This is a genomic window from Streptomyces sp. XY431 (genome assembly GCF_001279805.1).
Lineage (GTDB): Bacteria > Actinomycetota > Actinomycetes > Streptomycetales > Streptomycetaceae > Kitasatospora > Kitasatospora purpeofusca.
The window spans coordinates 17,401-32,557 of the sequence record NZ_LGDO01000003.1; the positions used below are offsets into that span (position 1 = coordinate 17,401).

Annotated in this window: 19 protein-coding genes and 5 pseudogenes; 12 read left to right on the top strand and 12 right to left on the bottom strand. The window is 71.7% G+C overall.

Features of this window, described 5'->3' with window-relative positions; genetic code table 11:
* Position 1: 1 nt before the first annotated feature.
* The 3 genes and pseudogenes from ADK60_RS48285 to ADK60_RS44380 form a co-directional block, all read right to left on the bottom strand.
* Positions 2–442, bottom strand: a pseudogene (locus ADK60_RS48285) (type II restriction enzyme NmeDI-related protein); the annotation flags it as partial.
* Positions 443–475: 33 nt separating this feature from the next.
* Positions 476–1,309 (bottom strand): annotated as a pseudogene (locus ADK60_RS47380) (HAD-IC family P-type ATPase); the annotation flags it as partial.
* The gene (locus ADK60_RS44380) at positions 1,258–1,872 is read right to left on the bottom strand and encodes a cupredoxin domain-containing protein (protein ID WP_053642460.1); all 615 of its coding nucleotides are present in this window, start codon (positions 1,870–1,872) and stop codon (positions 1,258–1,260) included. The pseudogene ADK60_RS47380 and the gene ADK60_RS44380, both read right to left, overlap by 52 nt.
* A gap of 191 nt (positions 1,873–2,063) precedes the next feature.
* Here ADK60_RS44380 and ADK60_RS01255 point away from each other — a divergent pair, with 191 nt between their 5' ends.
* Both ADK60_RS01255 and ADK60_RS01260 read left to right on the top strand, forming a co-directional pair.
* Positions 2,064–2,336 carry an SHOCT domain-containing protein gene (locus ADK60_RS01255; RefSeq protein ID WP_053642489.1) on the top strand — a complete coding sequence of 91 codons (273 nt, stop codon included), beginning with the start codon at positions 2,064–2,066 and terminating at the stop codon, positions 2,334–2,336.
* A gap of 50 nt (positions 2,337–2,386) precedes the next feature.
* On the top strand, positions 2,387–2,722 hold the full coding sequence (locus ADK60_RS01260; RefSeq protein ID WP_053642462.1) for a hypothetical protein: 336 nt from the start codon (positions 2,387–2,389) through the stop codon (positions 2,720–2,722).
* Here ADK60_RS01260 and ADK60_RS01265 read toward each other — a convergent pair.
* Both ADK60_RS01265 and ADK60_RS41360 read right to left on the bottom strand, forming a co-directional pair.
* A complete protein-coding gene (locus ADK60_RS01265; protein WP_079007953.1) occupies positions 2,648–3,313 on the bottom strand; it encodes a DinB family protein in 666 nt (221 codons plus the stop codon). The genes ADK60_RS01260 and ADK60_RS01265 overlap by 75 nt on opposite strands.
* A 209-nt stretch (positions 3,314–3,522) precedes the next feature.
* Positions 3,523–4,450, bottom strand: a pseudogene (locus ADK60_RS41360) (MFS transporter); the annotation flags it as partial.
* 90 nt (positions 4,451–4,540) lie between these two features.
* Here ADK60_RS41360 and ADK60_RS01275 point away from each other — a divergent pair.
* Positions 4,541–5,518, top strand: coding sequence for a winged helix-turn-helix domain-containing protein (locus tag ADK60_RS01275; protein WP_053642464.1), 978 nt, complete (start codon positions 4,541–4,543; stop codon positions 5,516–5,518).
* A 163-nt stretch (positions 5,519–5,681) separates the two neighbouring features.
* Here ADK60_RS01275 and ADK60_RS48290 read toward each other — a convergent pair.
* The 5 genes and pseudogenes from ADK60_RS48290 to ADK60_RS01295 all read right to left on the bottom strand — a co-directional run.
* Positions 5,682–5,837, bottom strand: a pseudogene (locus ADK60_RS48290) (DUF664 domain-containing protein); the annotation flags it as partial.
* A gap of 201 nt (positions 5,838–6,038) precedes the next feature.
* A complete protein-coding gene (locus tag ADK60_RS01280; RefSeq protein ID WP_159400252.1) occupies positions 6,039–6,392 on the bottom strand; it encodes a hypothetical protein in 354 nt (117 codons plus the stop codon).
* Positions 6,393–6,625: 233 nt separating this feature from the next.
* Entirely contained in the window at positions 6,626–7,009 is a 384-nt protein-coding gene (locus ADK60_RS01285) for a hypothetical protein (RefSeq protein WP_053642467.1), read from the bottom strand.
* 520 nt (positions 7,010–7,529) lie between these two features.
* Positions 7,530–7,685: pseudogene (locus tag ADK60_RS41365) on the bottom strand (IS110 family transposase); the annotation flags it as partial.
* Positions 7,686–8,323: 638 nt separating this feature from the next.
* Positions 8,324–8,698, bottom strand: a complete 375-nt coding sequence (locus ADK60_RS01295; RefSeq protein WP_107094460.1) for a hypothetical protein — start codon at positions 8,696–8,698, stop codon at positions 8,324–8,326.
* Positions 8,699–8,985: 287 nt separating this feature from the next.
* On the opposite strand from ADK60_RS01295, the gene ADK60_RS01300 reads away from it, so the two are divergent.
* The 9 genes from ADK60_RS01300 (at position 8,986) to ADK60_RS01335 (ending at position 14,122) form a co-directional block, all read left to right on the top strand.
* Positions 8,986–9,177 carry a hypothetical protein gene (locus ADK60_RS01300; RefSeq protein ID WP_159400253.1) on the top strand — a complete coding sequence of 64 codons (192 nt, stop codon included), beginning with the start codon at positions 8,986–8,988 and terminating at the stop codon, positions 9,175–9,177.
* 5 nt (positions 9,178–9,182) lie between these two features.
* The gene (locus ADK60_RS01305; RefSeq protein ID WP_053642473.1) at positions 9,183–9,530 is read left to right on the top strand and encodes an ArsR/SmtB family transcription factor; all 348 of its coding nucleotides are present in this window, start codon (positions 9,183–9,185) and stop codon (positions 9,528–9,530) included.
* Entirely contained in the window at positions 9,527–11,242 is a 1,716-nt protein-coding gene (locus ADK60_RS01310) for a SulP family inorganic anion transporter (RefSeq protein ID WP_053642475.1), read from the top strand. Before ADK60_RS01305 ends, ADK60_RS01310 begins: the two co-directional genes overlap by 4 nt.
* Positions 11,239–11,745 carry an ATP-binding protein gene (locus tag ADK60_RS01315; protein WP_053642477.1) on the top strand — a complete coding sequence of 169 codons (507 nt, stop codon included), beginning with the start codon at positions 11,239–11,241 and terminating at the stop codon, positions 11,743–11,745. Before ADK60_RS01310 ends, ADK60_RS01315 begins: the two co-directional genes overlap by 4 nt.
* A 9-nt stretch (positions 11,746–11,754) precedes the next feature.
* On the top strand, positions 11,755–11,943 hold the full coding sequence (locus tag ADK60_RS01320) for a DUF8834 family protein (RefSeq protein WP_053642479.1): 189 nt from the start codon (positions 11,755–11,757) through the stop codon (positions 11,941–11,943).
* The gene (locus ADK60_RS46075) at positions 11,924–12,055 is read left to right on the top strand and encodes a DUF6126 family protein (RefSeq protein ID WP_234370884.1); all 132 of its coding nucleotides are present in this window, start codon (positions 11,924–11,926) and stop codon (positions 12,053–12,055) included. Before ADK60_RS01320 ends, ADK60_RS46075 begins: the two co-directional genes overlap by 20 nt.
* 150 nt (positions 12,056–12,205) lie before the next feature.
* A complete protein-coding gene (locus tag ADK60_RS47980) occupies positions 12,206–12,562 on the top strand; it encodes a GNAT family N-acetyltransferase (RefSeq protein ID WP_353651715.1) in 357 nt (118 codons plus the stop codon).
* Positions 12,563–13,285: 723 nt separating this feature from the next.
* A complete protein-coding gene (locus ADK60_RS01330) occupies positions 13,286–13,633 on the top strand; it encodes an STAS domain-containing protein (RefSeq protein ID WP_502687389.1) in 348 nt (115 codons plus the stop codon).
* An 81-nt stretch (positions 13,634–13,714) separates the two neighbouring features.
* Positions 13,715–14,122 (top strand): ArsR/SmtB family transcription factor, encoded by a 408-nt coding sequence (locus ADK60_RS01335; RefSeq protein ID WP_053642483.1) that lies wholly within the window; start codon positions 13,715–13,717, stop codon positions 14,120–14,122.
* Here ADK60_RS01335 and ADK60_RS01340 read toward each other — a convergent pair.
* Positions 14,106–14,507 (bottom strand): carbonic anhydrase, encoded by a 402-nt coding sequence (locus ADK60_RS01340; RefSeq protein WP_079007954.1) that lies wholly within the window; start codon positions 14,505–14,507, stop codon positions 14,106–14,108. The genes ADK60_RS01335 and ADK60_RS01340 overlap by 17 nt on opposite strands.
* A 214-nt stretch (positions 14,508–14,721) precedes the next feature.
* Positions 14,722–15,157 (bottom strand): pirin-like C-terminal cupin domain-containing protein (locus ADK60_RS01345; protein WP_286185242.1); only part of this gene is annotated, 436 nt, incomplete at its 5' end.

Genomic DNA, 15,157 nt, shown 5'->3' on the forward strand with positions numbered 1-15,157 from the left:
TCTGGGTGCGTACCGCTTCCTCACGGGCATCGGGGGCCACCAGGAACGTCCGGTGGGTTGCGGGGGTATCGCCGCTGAGTGCCTGGTCGAGCATCCGCACGACGCCGGGGTGAATGGAGGTTGCGTGTTCGACTTCGAAGGGCGCCGCGACCTGCCCGGTCGGCTCCAGCCACAGGCTGTCGATCAGGCTGACCGCCTCGGCCGCCGGGCCCGCGGACAGCGCGGACGGCAGCTTCTCCGGGCAGCCGTCCGCCGGCCGGCCGCCCTCGTCGTGGCGGCCGCGGCCCGTGGACGGCTGGCGCCGTGCCGCGGCGGTCCTGTCGCCAGCCGAGCCGGACACGGCCGCATCGGCGACGCCGACGGCATCGCCACGGCGCCGAAGCCCGAAGCCTCGACGCCGTCGCCGAGCGCCCCTCCGCACGGCAGCCCCGGCCACCACCATTGACGGACAGCTTGCCTGCGCCCGCTGCCCGCGTCAGTGCTCCGGGCCGCCGCGCGCTGCCCCGCGCCGGTAGCGGTCGGGGCCTGCGTCGTAGGCCGCGGCGCAGCCGGGCGAGCAGAAGTACAGCGTGCCGTCCGGGGTGTCGCGGGTGTCGGTGGCGTTCTCGGGCGCGAGCGTCATCCCGCACACCGGGTCGGTGACCGTCTGCGTCTCGTGATGGCCGCCCTGGTGTTGCGCGTGGCCGTGGCCGGCACGCGCCGTGTGTGCGGTGTGGTCGTCGGGGACTTCGACGCGCGGTTCGACCGGCGTGATGGGTGTGCCGGTGGGCAGGGGCTGCGGGTGCCAGCGGCGCAGGCGGTTGGAGTTGGTGACCACGGACAGGGAGGAGAGGGCCATCGCTGCGGCGGCGATGATCGGGCTGAGGCGGATGCCCCAGATCGGGTAGAGGGCGCCGGCGGCGATCGGGATGCCGACGGCGTTGTAGACGAGGGCGAAGAACAGGTTCTGACGGATGTTGCGCATGGTGGCGCGGGAGAGCCGGATTGCGGTGACCACACCCGACAGCGAGCCGGAGATGAGTGTGACGTCGGCGGCCTCGATCGCCACGTCGGTACCCGTGCCGATCGCCAGTCCGACATCGGCGGCGGCGAGGGCCGGGGCGTCGTTGATGCCGTCGCCGACCATGCCGACCGTGCGGCCCTCCGCCTGGAGCCGGCGGATCTCGTCGGCCTTGTGCTCGGGCAGGACCTCGGCCAGCACGCGGGCGATGCCGACCTCGGCCGCGATGGCGGCGGCGGTGCGCCGGTTGTCGCCGGTCAGCATGACGACATCGACGTCCAGCTGCCGCAGTGCGGTGATCGCCTGGGCGCCGGCGCAGTCAGCACCGCACCGACGACGACCCGACGGGTCAGGTCCTTGATCTCCTCCTGGCGCTCGGCCGCCTCCGCGTCCTCCTCCGCAGCGGACTCCGCCGCTGCGGGGACCGGGCCCGTCTCCGCCGTCCTGTCCGTCGCAGGCTCGGCGGCAGGCGCCAGCAGGGGAGGGCTGCCGTCGCCGTCGGGTTCGACGAGGAGCGTTCCGTGGATCATGTTCATTCCGCAGGCGAACCCGAACGAGCCCGCCTGCGCCGGCACGAACGTGACGGTGGTGCGCTTGAACGCCGGCAGCGCCGCACTCACCCGCAGGTCCGGGAAGACGACCCGGGAGGTGCACTCGCCGCTCTCCTGCCGGTCGAAGACCAGCTCCGCGGGCACGCCCTGGCGCAGGCGGATGACATCCGGCCGGTAGCCGCCGCGCACCGTCACGTCCACCCGCTGCACCCGGCCCTCCAGCCGTGCGGCACGGATTCGGCGCGGGCCGAAGAAGAACCGGCCCAGACCGGCGATCAGGGCGACGGCGGCCACGACCACCACGACGTCGGCGACACCCATGACGCTCCACCTCCGGCCCGTCGGGTCCTTCCACTGTCGCTCTCCCCTTCACCCGAGGGGAAGGGGCCCTTCGGAGTGGCGGCCGGGCCCAAGTGGCCCATGCCGGCCACCGGCTCAAGGAGGAGAGTGGAGGTGCGGCCGAAGCAACAGCCCCGGCCGGCAGAGGACGAGAACGTGGGCAGGTGACCGTGATGATGTACTGGAACGATCACGGTATGAGCGGCTGGGGCTGGTTCGGGATGGGCCTGACCATGCTGCTCTTCACGGCGCTGATCATCGGAGGCGGCGTGCTGCTGTTCCGGGCGCTGGACCGCTCGAACACCCACCCGATGCCACCGGCACCGCCCGCCCCTCCCGCTGTCACGGCCGAGCAGCTGCTCGGCGAGCGGTTCGCCCGCGGCGAGATCGACGACGAGGAGTACCGCAAGCGCCTGAGCGCCCTGCGCGACACCGCCAGACCATGAGCACACACGCCGAACAGCGGTGTGCGGCTCGCGGACCTCGGGAGCCCGCCATGACGAACAACAGGAACTACGGCCTGTACGCCATCGCGATCGCCATCGCCGTCGTCGGCGCGCTGGCCCTCGGCGTGCCGGTGGGCACGATCGCACTGCTCGGCATCGTCGCCGTCTGCCCGCTGATGATGTTCTTCATGATGCGCGGCATGCGCGGCATGCGCGGCATGCGCGGCATGCACGGCGGAGGCGGCAAGGACGACTCGCACACCGACGACTCCGACCCGCTGCACAAGCACGACCACCACCACCCCTCGGGATCACGATCCTGCTGGACGTCCTCGCCCGCGTGGACCGCCACCGACGCGGCCCGCGACCGAGGTGACCGCCCATGAACACCGCACCTCTGTGATCGGTGCAGCCGACCTGGCGGCCCGCTCGATCTTCGCGAAGTGGGCTGCCCGGGCTTCCTCGTCGATCTGCCTCTCGTGTTCGGCGCGCAGCCCGGTCCGGCCGTCGAGGTTCTCGCGGAGGATGTCGGCGTGCCCGGCGTGCCGGACGGTTTCGCTGAGGACGTGGAGCATGACGGCGAACAGGTTGGTGTTCGGGGAGGGTTCCGACCACCACGGGACGTGGCCGGGGGCGTCGAGGGAGAGCGCGTTGGTCGTGGCGTCCGAGTGTTCCCAGGTGCGCCGGTAGAACCCGATGATCTGATCGCGGGTCTCGTTCTCGGCCGCCCACAGGTCGCTGCCGTCGGAGTCCTGCCACCGGGGCAGCGGTTGCGGGGACGGGCGGTCGAAGACCTCGCCGAAGTACCTGGCCTCGACGGTGGCCACGTGTTTGACCAGGCCCAGGAGGTTGGTCCCGGTCGCTGTCAGAGGTCGGCGGGCGTCGTACTCGGACAAGCCGTCGAGCTTCCAGAGCAGCGCCTCGCGGTCCCGCCGCAGCCTGCTGTGCAGGTTGGCCTTCGCGAATTCATCGATCATGCGGATTGAACCTTCCATGGGCTGTTCGTCTCAAGATCCCGTACGTGGTCCGCAACGGCCGGCAGAGCCGAGGCCGAGGACTCCTTGCACAGCGAACTACCGGAAATGACTGTCCGTCAGAGAGGTGTGGGGGTGGCGGTGGGGTGCGTGACGGCCTGCGAGGGTTGCTGCGCGGGAGAACGCCACGCATACTGTGCGGCGCCGGTCTCTGATCCCGTTTCGCAATTCGGGGCGGGTGCACGGGAGGTGAGTGGGTGCCAGGTGAGCATCCAGCCGGCAGTCAGCGCCGCCGCGCCGCCCGCCAGGGCGATTGCGCCGCCTGTTCCGATGGCTGCGGCCACTGAGCCGAAGCAGACCGGCCCGATGCCCTGCAAGGTCATGCTGCCGGAGCCGAGCAGAGCGAAGGTCTGGCCCCGGCCGTCCTGTGGCAGGGCGTCCAGGAACGGCCGCTGCAGGCCGAGACCGTAGGCGAATCCGAAACCGCAGAGCAGCAGCAGACAGGACGAGACGCCCACTCCGGGCTCGGCGGCGAAGCCGACCAGTGGCAGTCCGTTCAGCGCGATCAACGGGACCACCAGTCGTTCCCGGGTGGGTGGCCGTAGCAGTCGCCCCACCAGCAGGTCCCCGACGAGCATGCCGACCGGCAGACAGCCCATCAGTACTGCGTACCAGCCGGGAGCGAAGTGGCGTCCTCCCGCATAGGCGACGATCAGGCCTTCCGCGCCGGCTACGAAAGCGGGCGGTAGCCACTGCGCCAGCATCAGCCGTCGGACCGTGCGTCCGCGCAGCAGCAGGCCGGCACCGTGCAGGCTTGTCCGGACGGCCCCGCCGTCGCCCCGAGCGCTGCCGGGTGTGCGGCCGTACGCTCCCGGCAGTCGGGGTAGCCGGAGGCGGACAGCGAGCCCGGAGCAGCGAGCCGAACAACTGCGGGAGAATGCCGATACCGAAAGCCAGCGCGCTCAACGGCGCGGAGCCGGTGGTCGCGAAGACCAGAGCCGAGAACGTGGTGATCCGCAGCGCGCCCGCGGTGATCGCGACGGCACGGGTCGAGAAAAGCAGCCGGAATCGCGGCTCGGCCAGCAATTCTCGGTAGGTGGTACGGCGGTCGCCCTGCGCGAGTTCGGCGGTTGGGGTCATGACGCCCACCCTCACCGTACGCCCACGCCACCCGCCATTGATTCGTCGCTGGACGAATCGGAAACAGACGTGCCGCGGTAGCATCGCGGGGTGCTGCGCTTCGAAGTCTCCGTCGAGGACCTGCTGCGCAGCCGCTTCGCGCTGTCGCCCGCGATGGACCTCTGCTTTCTGCTGCGCTCGCTCGCCGGCCACGGCCGGCCGCTGCCGCGAGCCTGGGCCGCCCGGCTCCTGCCGGCCTTCGAGCGGCTTCGCCGCGAGACCGAACTGGACGCCGCCCTCGCCCTGCACACCCCGCAAGGCGGACCGAACTTCGTCGCCCCGCCCCCGCGCGGCCTCAACCAGACCTGGGCCGACGACCTGGCCATGATCCGGGCCACCCCGCTGGAAGCGGCCCGCCACGAAATCGCCACCACCGCCACCGGCCCGTCCGCCCGCGATCCCCGCGTACGCGCGGTGCTGGACTCGACGGACGCCGTCCCCAGGATCGCCGAGGCGATGAACCGGGCATGGCACGAGCTGCTCGCCGCGGACTGGCCGCAACTGCGCGCGATCTGTGAGCGCGATGTCGTACACCGGGTGGGCGTGATCGGCGAACACGGATGGGCCACGACCATCGAGAGCCTGCACCCGGGCATCGCCTGGCGCGCCGGCGGCATCGAGATCGGCTTCCTCCGAGGCGGAACGCTCCGGCTCGCCGGCGACGGGCTCCTGGTGATCCCCTCCGTCTTCGTCGGGCATGTCGCCGCCCACATGGAAGACCCCTGGCCCAGGACCTTGATCTACTCGGCCCGCGGCACCGCCGCCCTGTGGGGCGAACATGAGAACGTCCCCCAACCGGACACGCTGACCGCTCTGGTCGGCCGGGCCCGGGCCCGGCTGCTGCTGGCGCTGGACGCCCCGGCCAGCACCAGCCACCTCGCCCGAAGCCTCGCCATGGCACCCGGCGCGGTAGGAGACCACCTCGCCATCCTGCGAGGCGCGGGGTTGCTCGTACGCGCCAGGTCCGGACGGTCGGTGCTCTACCGGCGCACCCCGCTCGGCGAAGCACTGGTCGGCGGTTCGGACTGATGGCCCAGATCAGCACTGATTCTGAGGCGCCACCAACAGACGATTGCACAGCCGAGGGCGACCCCGGACAGGCCAGGATGGGAACAGGCCGCACGGGCCCAGACAGGCGTCACAACTCACCCAACCCGTGCGGCCCTTGTCACGTCACACGCTGGCCCCGACCTCAATCGCTCCCAAGGCCGAAAGCCTTGAGTGCTGCGGCGGACCTGGCGGCCTGCTCGATCTTCGCACAGTAGGCCGTGCGGGCTTCCTCGTCGATCTGCTTCTCGTGTTCGGCACGCAGCCCGGTCCGGCCGTCGAGGCCCTCGCGCAGGATGTTCTCGGTGGGGTACGCATCCTGCCATTGGTTGGCTTCTGACGACCTCTCCGTTGAGGATCGGGCATCTGGGCCGCATCCGTTCGCGCAGCGCCGTAGCGGCCGGCGTCGTAGCGCTGATCCAGCACCCCCGCAACCTGTCCGGCACGGGCGGGCAGAACGACCCCTTCCACCTCGGTGTCGTCCGATCGGGCTACCAGGGGATCAAGCGGGCGCCTGCGCCGGATTGCTGTCGGGACTCGCGGGCTCCGGCGCGTGGCAGGAGTGTGTGGCCTGGCGCTCCTCCAACTGGCTTACGCAGCGCGATAGTTCCTGGACCGCAGCGATCAGGACACCCTGTGCGTCGACGACGTCGATCGTCGTGTCACGGCGACCGTAGCCGAAGGCGGCCCGCCAGTCCTGGGCCATCGGGCCGATGTGGAGGGCGTCGGGATCCCAGTCGTAGCGCCACTCGCTGACCGCCAGGCCGTCGAGGAGCTTCAGGATCCGTGCGCGGGTGAGGGGTTCCGCCCGTTCGACCCTTGGTGGGAGGGGCGTCCTGATGGTCCCTGCCCTCACCAGCGCCATCGCGCTGACCGGGCAGCGCATGCTGGTGCCGCCGCACTCGCCCGGGGCGTATGCGAGCGGACGACCCGCGAGCGCCGGCGCCCGGTCCGCGACCTGCTGTGAAGCGTCCGGACGTTGTCGCCACCTCGCTGCCGACGCAACCACCGCCGGCAGGCGGGTCCTGGGCTTCACCGGCGCGTTTCGCCGGTGAAGCCCAGGTGGGGACCTGCGGGGAGCAGGTGGGGTTACTCGGTGATGCCGTAGTAGTCGGTGAGGAACCGGGTGATGACCTCTTCGTGGGCGAGGAGGTGCGGCAGGTGAGTGCTGAGGGCCGCGCGGGTGGCGGCGGCGAGGGCGGTGCTGGTCGCGGTGGCCTGGCGTACGTAGGGGTCCAGGCGGCGGACGAGTTCGTAGTTGGACGCGATGTCGGCGCGGATCAGGTCCTGTTCCAGGGGCGGCGCGTCGGCGGCGGGGACCGGCGGCAGGATGCGGGAGACGAAGGTGACCCAGTGCAGGACGCGCCGGCAGGGCGGCTTGCGGTCGGACTGCTGGGTCTGGCGCGGCGCCGCCGCGTCGGGGGTGGGGAGTTGGCTAGGAGCGTGGGTCAGTAAGCGGCGGTCCGGACGCACATCTCGTCCTGGTCGAGCGGATCGGTGCCGGGTCGGCCTCGCCTCGTGAGGGCCGATGATGTGCTGAGGCGCAACGGCTCGCCAGTGCGGGACGGGGGTTGGACAAGGTCTGTGCCTTGTCAGTGGCCGCGGTTAGGTTGGTGTTCTTGAGGTCGGTCCGAGACCCCGGTTGGGGTGCCGCGACCAAGGGGGGTGGCCCTGGAGCGGTCCCCGGGCGTGAGCCCCGGGACTCGGAATAGGCGAGACCCCACCCCCCTCACTCAGCCAACATCCCGCACCACCGCACTCCCGTCCCCGCAGCCGACGTGGTCCAAGGCCGCCTCCTTCGGCCCCAGCCCGGCTGAGCCCCGTCATGCGCGGCCAGTGAGGACGGATCCCCGGCGCGGCCCGGGAGCGTGGTCGGCAACCGGCAACCCGCATGCATTTCAGTATCATTCGTGCGGGATGGTGCCGGTGTGCGTGGTGGGGATGGGCTGTTCGAGGTCGAGCCGATCGAGAAGAAGCGGCCGCGAGGCCGTCCGACCAGCAGGGCCGGCTCGCCGCCGGTCATGTCGATCACCCACGTCACCGGCTCGCCGTCGGCGAGGGCGAGGACGTCGGCGATCAGGTTCAGCAGCTCGGGTTCGTCGTTGGCGACCCGCCGCGACAGCCGGGTCCGGCCGTCCGCGTCGAGGGCGTAGGAGCGGGAGGCGTCGCGGGCGCGGGTGCGGGTGACGCTGCGGCTGCCGCCGAGGCTCGCGTCGAGCTGGGCGCCGATGCCGACGCCGAACACGGTGAAGCCGAACTCGGCGCCGGCGGTGGCCATGTCCTTGACGGTGTCGGAGCCGGCGGTGGTCTCGGTGACGGAGTCCGTGGTGGTGGTGGTCTCGGCGAAGAATCCTCCGTCGTCGGTCCACACGTAGGTGTTGGCCAGGTCGCGCACGACGGCCCCGTCGGCAGGGGCCTGCTCGGTGGTTCCGCTCCGTTGGTGTACTGGGGGTTGATGGGGAAGGTGACGATGTTCCAGTCCCTGGGGATGTCGGGGTTGGGCAGCACCCGGTAGGCGACCAGTGTGCCGGTTTGGGCGACGCGCAGCGCGAACACGTCGGCGGTCCGCGACTGCACCAGGGCGAAGCCGGTGCTGGCGGGCTGGTAGCGGCTGCCGCCGCGCGGGGGCGGGGACTTCGTTCCTCTGGGGGTTCGAGGGAAGGGTTCGGATCCGCGCCGCGTGGATCTGCTCCGGCCGGGCGACCACTGGCAGACGTGCCATCGTCCCGGGGACCGGGACAAGGCGGCGTCCGTCCTGATGCACCTGCCATCCCGCCAGGCCTGGGCTTATATGTCGAGCTCGGTTTCGATGCGGCGTAGTTGATGGCGGGCCATGGCGAGGTTGGCGCGGGTGCGGTCGAGGACGAGGGAGAGGAAGAGCCTGTCGCCGCTGGTGCGGGTGAGCGGGCGGAGCAGGTGGTACTGGGCGGTGAGGGTGGTCAGGATGTCCTCGATCGTCTCGGTGCCGAGGTTGGTGGCGGCGAGGGTGCGGTGGGTGGCGCGGATGATGTCGGTGTGGCCGGCGGCGGCGAGGGGCAGGTCGAGGTCGGGGACGGCACTGCGGATGCCCAGGGCCATGCCGCTTTCGAGGTCGACGAGGGCCGCGCCGAGTGCGCCGTCGATGGCCATCGCGTCCATGAGTGCCCGGTCGACTCCGTTCACGATCTTCGCTCTCTTCCTGTCGTGTTGGTGAGTGCCGTCCGCGTCCGCTGTGTGTGCTGTGCACCACGGGCGGTAGGGGTTGGCCCGTCGTGCCTCTGAGGCTACGGATGGTGTCGCAGTCACACGCTGGAGTGTTCGCAACTGATCGTGATCGGACGGATGCAGGTGGCTTGCCACTTGCTTTGATCGCCAGTTGAAGAATTCTTCACATTCATAGATGCTGCATCCTTGTACGGAGAGGTTCAGTGCGGCCGGCCGCCGTGGCGGTCGGCCCGGGGAGGACGACGATGGGCGACGTGTTCGACGAGGAACTGCGTGAGCAACTGGCCGAGGCCCGGCGGCTGCGCGCCCTGGCACGGGAGGCCGGCGACGAGGACGGCGCCCAGGCGTACGAGGGCCGGGTGACGCAGTTGCTGCGGATCGCGGCCCACCACGGCATCGCCGTGGCGCATTCCGTGGACGAAGAGGAAGAGGACTGAGCGCCATGGCGGTCCCGCTGTACCAGGCAAAGGCGGAGTTCTTCCGCACCCTCGGCCACCCCGTGCGGATCAGGGTCCTGGAGCTCCTCCAGGACGGTCCGCGCCCGGTGCGCGAGCTGCTGGCCGCGATCGAGGTCGAGCCGTCGAACCTCTCCCAGCAGCTCGCCGTGCTGCGCCGCACCCAGCTGGTGACGGCGACCCGGGAGGGCAACACCGTGGTCTACGCGCTGAGTACTCCGGACGTGGCCGAGCTGCTGCGCGCGGCCCGGCGGATCCTCACCGAGATGATCACCGACCAGGGGACGCTCCTCGCCGAGCTGCGCGAGCCGCAGCGGCAGGCGCACGGCGCATGAGCGCGGACCTCACGATGTACGCCCGCCGGGCCGGCTTGCGGCTGCGCGCGGTGCTGCCGAACCGGGCGGTGCTGGCGACGATGGGCCGCTCGCCGCGCAAGGACCTGCTGGCGGGACTGACGGTGGCGATCGTCGCGCTGCCGCTGGCCCTCGGGTTCGGGGTCGCCTCCGGCGCGGGGGCCGAGGCCGGCCTCGCCACCGCGGTGGTGGCCGGCGCGCTGGCCGCGTTCTTCGGCGGTTCCAACCTCCAGGTGAGCGGGCCGACCGGGGCGATGACCGTCGTCCTGGTCCCGATCGTCCACCAGTACGGCACCGCCGGGGTACTGACCGTCGGACTGCTGGCGGGTGTGCTGCTGATCGTCGCCGCGCTCGGCGGAGCCGGACGGTTCATGGCCTACGTGCCGGCCCCGGTGGTGGAAGGTTTCACCCTGGGCATCGCCGCCGTGATCGGCCTCCAGCAGGTGCCCGCCGCGCTCGGCGTGCAGCCCTCGGGCGCGGAGAACGTCGCCGTCGCCGCCCGGGACGCGGTCGCCGACTTCGCACGCACCCCGCACCTGGTCGCACTCGCTCTGGCGGCCGGGGTCGCGGTGGTGATGCTGGTCGGTGCCCGGCTGCGCCCGGGTGTCCCCTTCTCGCTGCTGGCAGTGGCCGCAGCCACTCTGGTCACCGGCCTGGCCGACCTGGACGTGGCCACGATCGGGCACCTGCCCGCCGGGCTGCCCGCCCCCTCGCTCGCCTTCCTGCACCTCGGCGAGATCCCGCACCTCGCCACCGCCGCGCTGGCCGTGGCCGCGCTGGCCGCGTTGGAGTCGCTGATGTCGGCGACCGCCGCGGACGCGATGAGCGTCTCGGAGCGGCACGACAGCGACCGCGAACTGTTCGGCCAGGGGATCGCCAACCTGGTCGTCCCGCTGTTCGGCGGCGTCGCCGCGACCGGCGCGATCGCCCGCACCGCCGTCAACGTCCGCTCCGGCGCGGCCTCCCGCCTCGCCGCACTCGTCCACGCGGCCGTGCTGGCCGTGGTGGTCTTCGCCGCCGCCCCGCTCGTCTCCGGCATCCCGCTCGCCGCACTCGCCGGAGTGCTGATCGCCACCGCCGTGCGCATGGTCGAGGTCGCCTCGCTGCGGGCGCTGGCCCGCAGCGGCCGGGGCGAGGCCGCGATCCTGGCCCTGACCGCCGGCGCGACCCTGGCCTTCGACCTGGTCACCGCCGTCATCGTCGGCCTGCTGGTCGCCGGCGCGCTCGCCCTGCGCCAGGTCGCCCGTACCGCCGCACTCACCAAGGTGGCACTGCACGAGGGCCTGCCCCCGGCCGACCACCACGCCGAGGAACAGGCCCTGCTCGCCGACCACATCGTCGCCTACCGCATCGACGGCCCCGTCTTCTTCGCCGGCGCCCACCGCTTCCTCCTCGAACTCGCCGAGACCACCGACGTCAAGGCCGTCATCCTGCGCCTGTCACGCGTCAGCGCGATCGACGCCACCGGCGCCCTCGTGCTCGGCGACGCCATCACCAAGCTGGAGCGGCGCAACATCCCCGTCCTGGTCTCCGGCGTACACGAGGACCACCTGAGGACACTCGACGCCCTCGGCGTACTCGACACCCTGCACGCCGAACACCGGGTCTTCGCCGCCACCCCCGACGCCATCGGCTACGCCCGCCGCCACCTGACAGGCACGCAGGCCGCCGCAGCGGAAGAGGGACGACGGTGACCCACCGCTGGCGCGGCTTCCGCCACCGCCCCGAACCAGAGCCCGTGCCGGTGCCCGTGGCGGCGGCGAGGCCCGGGACCGGGGTCCACACCCTGACCATGGCGGTGGCGCCGACGATGGTCCGCCTGGCCACACGCACCACTCACACCGTCCTGACCGCCCGGGGTGTGCCCGCCGGAGCGGCCGTCCTGGACGCGGCCCTGCTCATCGTCACCGAACTCGCCACCAACACCGTCCGCCACACCCGCTCGGCCCGCGCCACGCTCGCCGTCCTCGTGTCCGAGGACCACTTCACGATCGCCGTACGCGACGACGACCCGCGCGTCCCCGAAGTCCCCGCACCCGACGACGCCCCGCCGGCCACCGGGCACGGCAGGGGCCTTGCCGTCGTCGCGGGCCTGGCCGCCGACTTCGGCGGCCACCTCACTGCCATCCCCGAGCGGTCAGGACCCGGCAAGACGATCAGCGTCCTGCTCCCGCTGTCCACCGCACCCCGGCCGTAGGAGGCACGCTTGCGCTTCGAGATCACCCTCTACGACGACCACGGAACGCCCCACCCGCCCGTCACCGCCGATACGGCACAGCTGCGCGAACACCTCGCCCGCGCGGCCCTCACCGGCCGGCGCCTGCACATTCGCCCCCGGCCCCGGCCGGCCCCCGCACACACCCCGAGGAGTACCGATGAGCTCGGCCAGCAGTGACGAGAAGAAGCGCCGCAAGGCCATGCTGGTCCGCGCCTCGATCTACATCGCCGGCACACACCTGTTCGCCGGCTTCGTCATCCTGCTCTTCGCGCTCGGCAACCGCCACTGACCACACCCACCCTGCCGGCTGCCCGCTTCAACCCTCCGCACATCGCAGTGCGCGCCGCCGACCTCGGGCATCGAGCACGCAGGTCCGGCTCGATGCCCGGTGAGGTGGTAGGTCATCACCTGCTCGGGGGGCAGGTGCGGCAGGTGCTCGATGCCCTCGTCCAGCCGGCCCGCCCCGCCGGCCCGGCAGCTCCGCCGCCGATTTGGGTACCGCCTTCAAGGAATCCGGCACTGGTGCCGTAGCGGGCGACGCCTACCCTGCGGCGGTCTCTCGTGGCCGACGGGCAGGGGCGAGACCGCTCCAATGTCGGCGCCGTGGATCGACGCCGACAAGCGCGGTCGGGGCTTCGGGCGCATGGCCATGGTCCTCGGCGAGGAATACGCCCGGGCGCAGGGCGCTCATACGCTCGGCCTCAGTGTCTTCGGGTTCAACACGGGTGCGCGCGGCCTGTACGAGTCGCTCGGCTACGAGACGACCTCGGTCAAGATGCTCAAGAGGCTCGGCTGAGGTTCAGGCGGCTTTCGCCCTGTGGACGAGGGCGTGTAGGCGCCGGTCGTCGGCGCGGCGGTTTCGCCGGATGGTGCAGCGGCGGATCATGCTGCCCTGCTCCTTGTGGCGATACGGATGTCGGGCGGGCAGAGGGCCCCAGGCAGCGACAGAACTCCAGGAACCGGGCGCACCGCCTGACCGGCCTGATGCGGCCGTAGAGCCTGCTCACGGCCAGGTCCGGGGCGACGAACCGCTCCTGCCGCCATGCGGCCCAACGTGCCTATCGGCGCAGGGGGTCAGTCATCGGGGCCTGCACGCGGTGCCAGGACCCACTGGGCTCCCGCCCCACCCGCGGGACACCGGACACCCCGACTGCCATGGGCAGCCGTGGGCCGGGGCGCCCCCTCTCGCCCGGCCCACGCCGAGATGGCCGCCCCGGCGTCGGTTCCGGGGCGGCCACTTCGCAGCAGGCGCTTCCGGCAACCTGTCGCATTGCACATCTTAGCAGTTGCTAATATTGGCAATAGCGAGGAAGGGGATCAGGATGCGTGTTGCAACGCACCGGCGTGTGCGGGTACTGCCTGCTCCGTTCGCGGCGGCGGCGGACGACTTGTGGCGTCCGCCGGAAGCTGGGCGGCACCGGCACACACCGGGCGGGCATCCCAGCCCCCTGCTCCCGATGGGTCGTCGGGACCTCGCCGATGCTCACCGCCACCTCGGGTGTGCTGAAAAGAGGTGGCGGTGAGCATGCAATGGGACCTGGAGCGAATCGGTGACATCGGCGTGCTGCGCCTGTCCGGGTTCCTCGGCGAGAGCGTGGCGCACCGCCTGACCGGCGCCGTCGACTGGAGCGGCGCGCGCTGTACCGGGGCGATCGTCATCGACCTCGCTGCACTGCAGGGCTGCAGCGGTGAGGTCGAGGCCGCGATCGTCAACGCCGCCGGCCGCCTCGGTGCCGACCACGGCCCCCTGGCCGTGTGCGGCCTCGCCGGCAGGGACGCGCCGCTGCTCGCCACCGCCCACGGCCTGGGCATCCTGCGTCTGTATCCCGACGCCGACACGGCGCTGGCCGCCCTCGCCCCGCACTGACCAGGGCGGTTTCCCGGCATTGCTAGAGTCTGAGGCAATGATGACCAGCCCACCCACCAGCCGGCGGGGGCGGTGAACCCTATGGCCGCCGACAGTCCGCGACAGCCCTCCGTCACCACCGTGCCGCTCTACCAGCACAAGGCCGAGTTCTTCAAAACCCTCGGCCACCCCGTGCGCATCCGCGTCCTGGAACTCCTCAGCGAACGCGAACACACCGTCGCCGAACTCCTCCCCGAGGTCGGTGTCGAACCCGCCCACCTCTCCCAGCAACTCGCCATCCTGCGCCGCACCGGCATCGTCACGTCCCGACGCGAGGGCACCTCCGTGCTCTACCGGCTCACCAGCCCCGAGACCGGCGAACTCCTCACCGTCGCCCGCTCCATCCTCACCGCCCTGCTGACCGACCGCGCCGGGCTCCTCGACGGCCTGCGCCCCGAAGAGGGTCCCCCGCCCCGCGGCGACGGTACGCCGGTCAGTCAAAGAAGGTGACCCGGCCGGAGTCCAGGCTGTAGTACGCGCCGACCCCCTGCAGCCTTCCGGCCGCGACCAGCGGACGCAGCAGCCGGTCGCGGTGCAGCGCGGACACGGTCTGCCGGGTCTGGGCGTGGACGGTGGCCTCGACCAGGTCGCCAGGCGCCACGCCGAGGCGCAGGGCCTCGTCGTAGGGGCGGCGCACGTCGTGGGCGATGCCGGCCAGGTGACCGGGCAGCTGTCGGCCGTCGCGGAAGCACTCGACGGCGGTGGTCACCGCCCCGCAGTGCTGATGCCCCAGCCACCCGACGCAGGCTATCGGAGCAGCAACATGATCGTGGCCCACTCCGAACACGGCGAGCCTGGTTCGATCAAGTGGTGGCCAACCAGGCCGACCCGTCACTGACGGTCAGCCAGAAAAGTCAGCAAAAGGTCAGCATCGATACGAGCAGACCTTGCGAAACGCGCGTAGACCTGAGAATCCACGGACCCCCGCCCTTGCCTCCCGAGGAGGCAAGGGCGGGCAGCGGAACTCGTTCCGCCATTGACCTTCCGACGCTGGCACAGTCCAGTCGGCAGCAACGGGCACAGATGCCCTCTTCGAGCATCTTCCCAGGTCAGCGCACCCGTCCACGCGCCTTCAGCGGGATGTCGGGAAGGGCCGGGGCGTGGAGGCGGGCGCCGTCGTAGCCGTGGACTTCGCCGAAGCGGGTGCCGGTCTCCCAGTCGTTGCGGGCCTGGACGATCTCGTCGCCGGATCGGCCGATGAAGTTCCACCACATGACGAGCTTCTCCTCGAAGGGTTCGCCGCCGAGGAGCAGGAGGGTGGCGTCGGTGTCGGCGTGGAGGGGGAGGGTGCGGCGGCCGGTGCCGAGGTAGAGCATGGCGCCGGGGTCGAGGGGGACGCCGTCGACGGTGGTGCGGCCGGACATGGTGAGGACGGCGTACTCGAAGTCGGGGTCCAGGGGGAGGTGGAGGTCGGTGGCGGCGGCGAGGGTGAGGTCGGCGCCGACGAGGGGGGTGTGGGTGGTGCCGGGGGGGCATCGTGTGGAG

Excerpts from the sequence above, each read along its gene's own strand:
- ADK60_RS44380 (WP_053642460.1), bottom strand. The coding sequence starts at position 1,872 with ATGGGTGTCGCCGACGTCGTGGTGGTCGTGGCCGCCGTCGCCCTGATC.
- ADK60_RS01255 (WP_053642489.1), top strand. The coding sequence starts at position 2,064 with ATGATGTACTGGAACGATCACGGTATGAGCGGCTGGGGCTGGTTCGGG.
- ADK60_RS01260 (WP_053642462.1), top strand. The coding sequence starts at position 2,387 with ATGACGAACAACAGGAACTACGGCCTGTACGCCATCGCGATCGCCATC.
- ADK60_RS01265 (WP_079007953.1), bottom strand. The coding sequence starts at position 3,313 with ATGATCGATGAATTCGCGAAGGCCAACCTGCACAGCAGGCTGCGGCGG.
- ADK60_RS01300 (WP_159400253.1), top strand. The coding sequence starts at position 8,986 with ATGGGCGACGTGTTCGACGAGGAACTGCGTGAGCAACTGGCCGAGGCC.
- ADK60_RS01305 (WP_053642473.1), top strand. The coding sequence starts at position 9,183 with ATGGCGGTCCCGCTGTACCAGGCAAAGGCGGAGTTCTTCCGCACCCTC.
- ADK60_RS01310 (WP_053642475.1), top strand. The coding sequence starts at position 9,527 with ATGAGCGCGGACCTCACGATGTACGCCCGCCGGGCCGGCTTGCGGCTG.
- ADK60_RS46075 (WP_234370884.1), top strand. The coding sequence starts at position 11,924 with ATGAGCTCGGCCAGCAGTGACGAGAAGAAGCGCCGCAAGGCCATGCTG.
- ADK60_RS47980 (WP_353651715.1), top strand. The coding sequence starts at position 12,206 with ATGCCCTCGTCCAGCCGGCCCGCCCCGCCGGCCCGGCAGCTCCGCCGC.
- ADK60_RS01335 (WP_053642483.1), top strand. The coding sequence starts at position 13,715 with ATGGCCGCCGACAGTCCGCGACAGCCCTCCGTCACCACCGTGCCGCTC.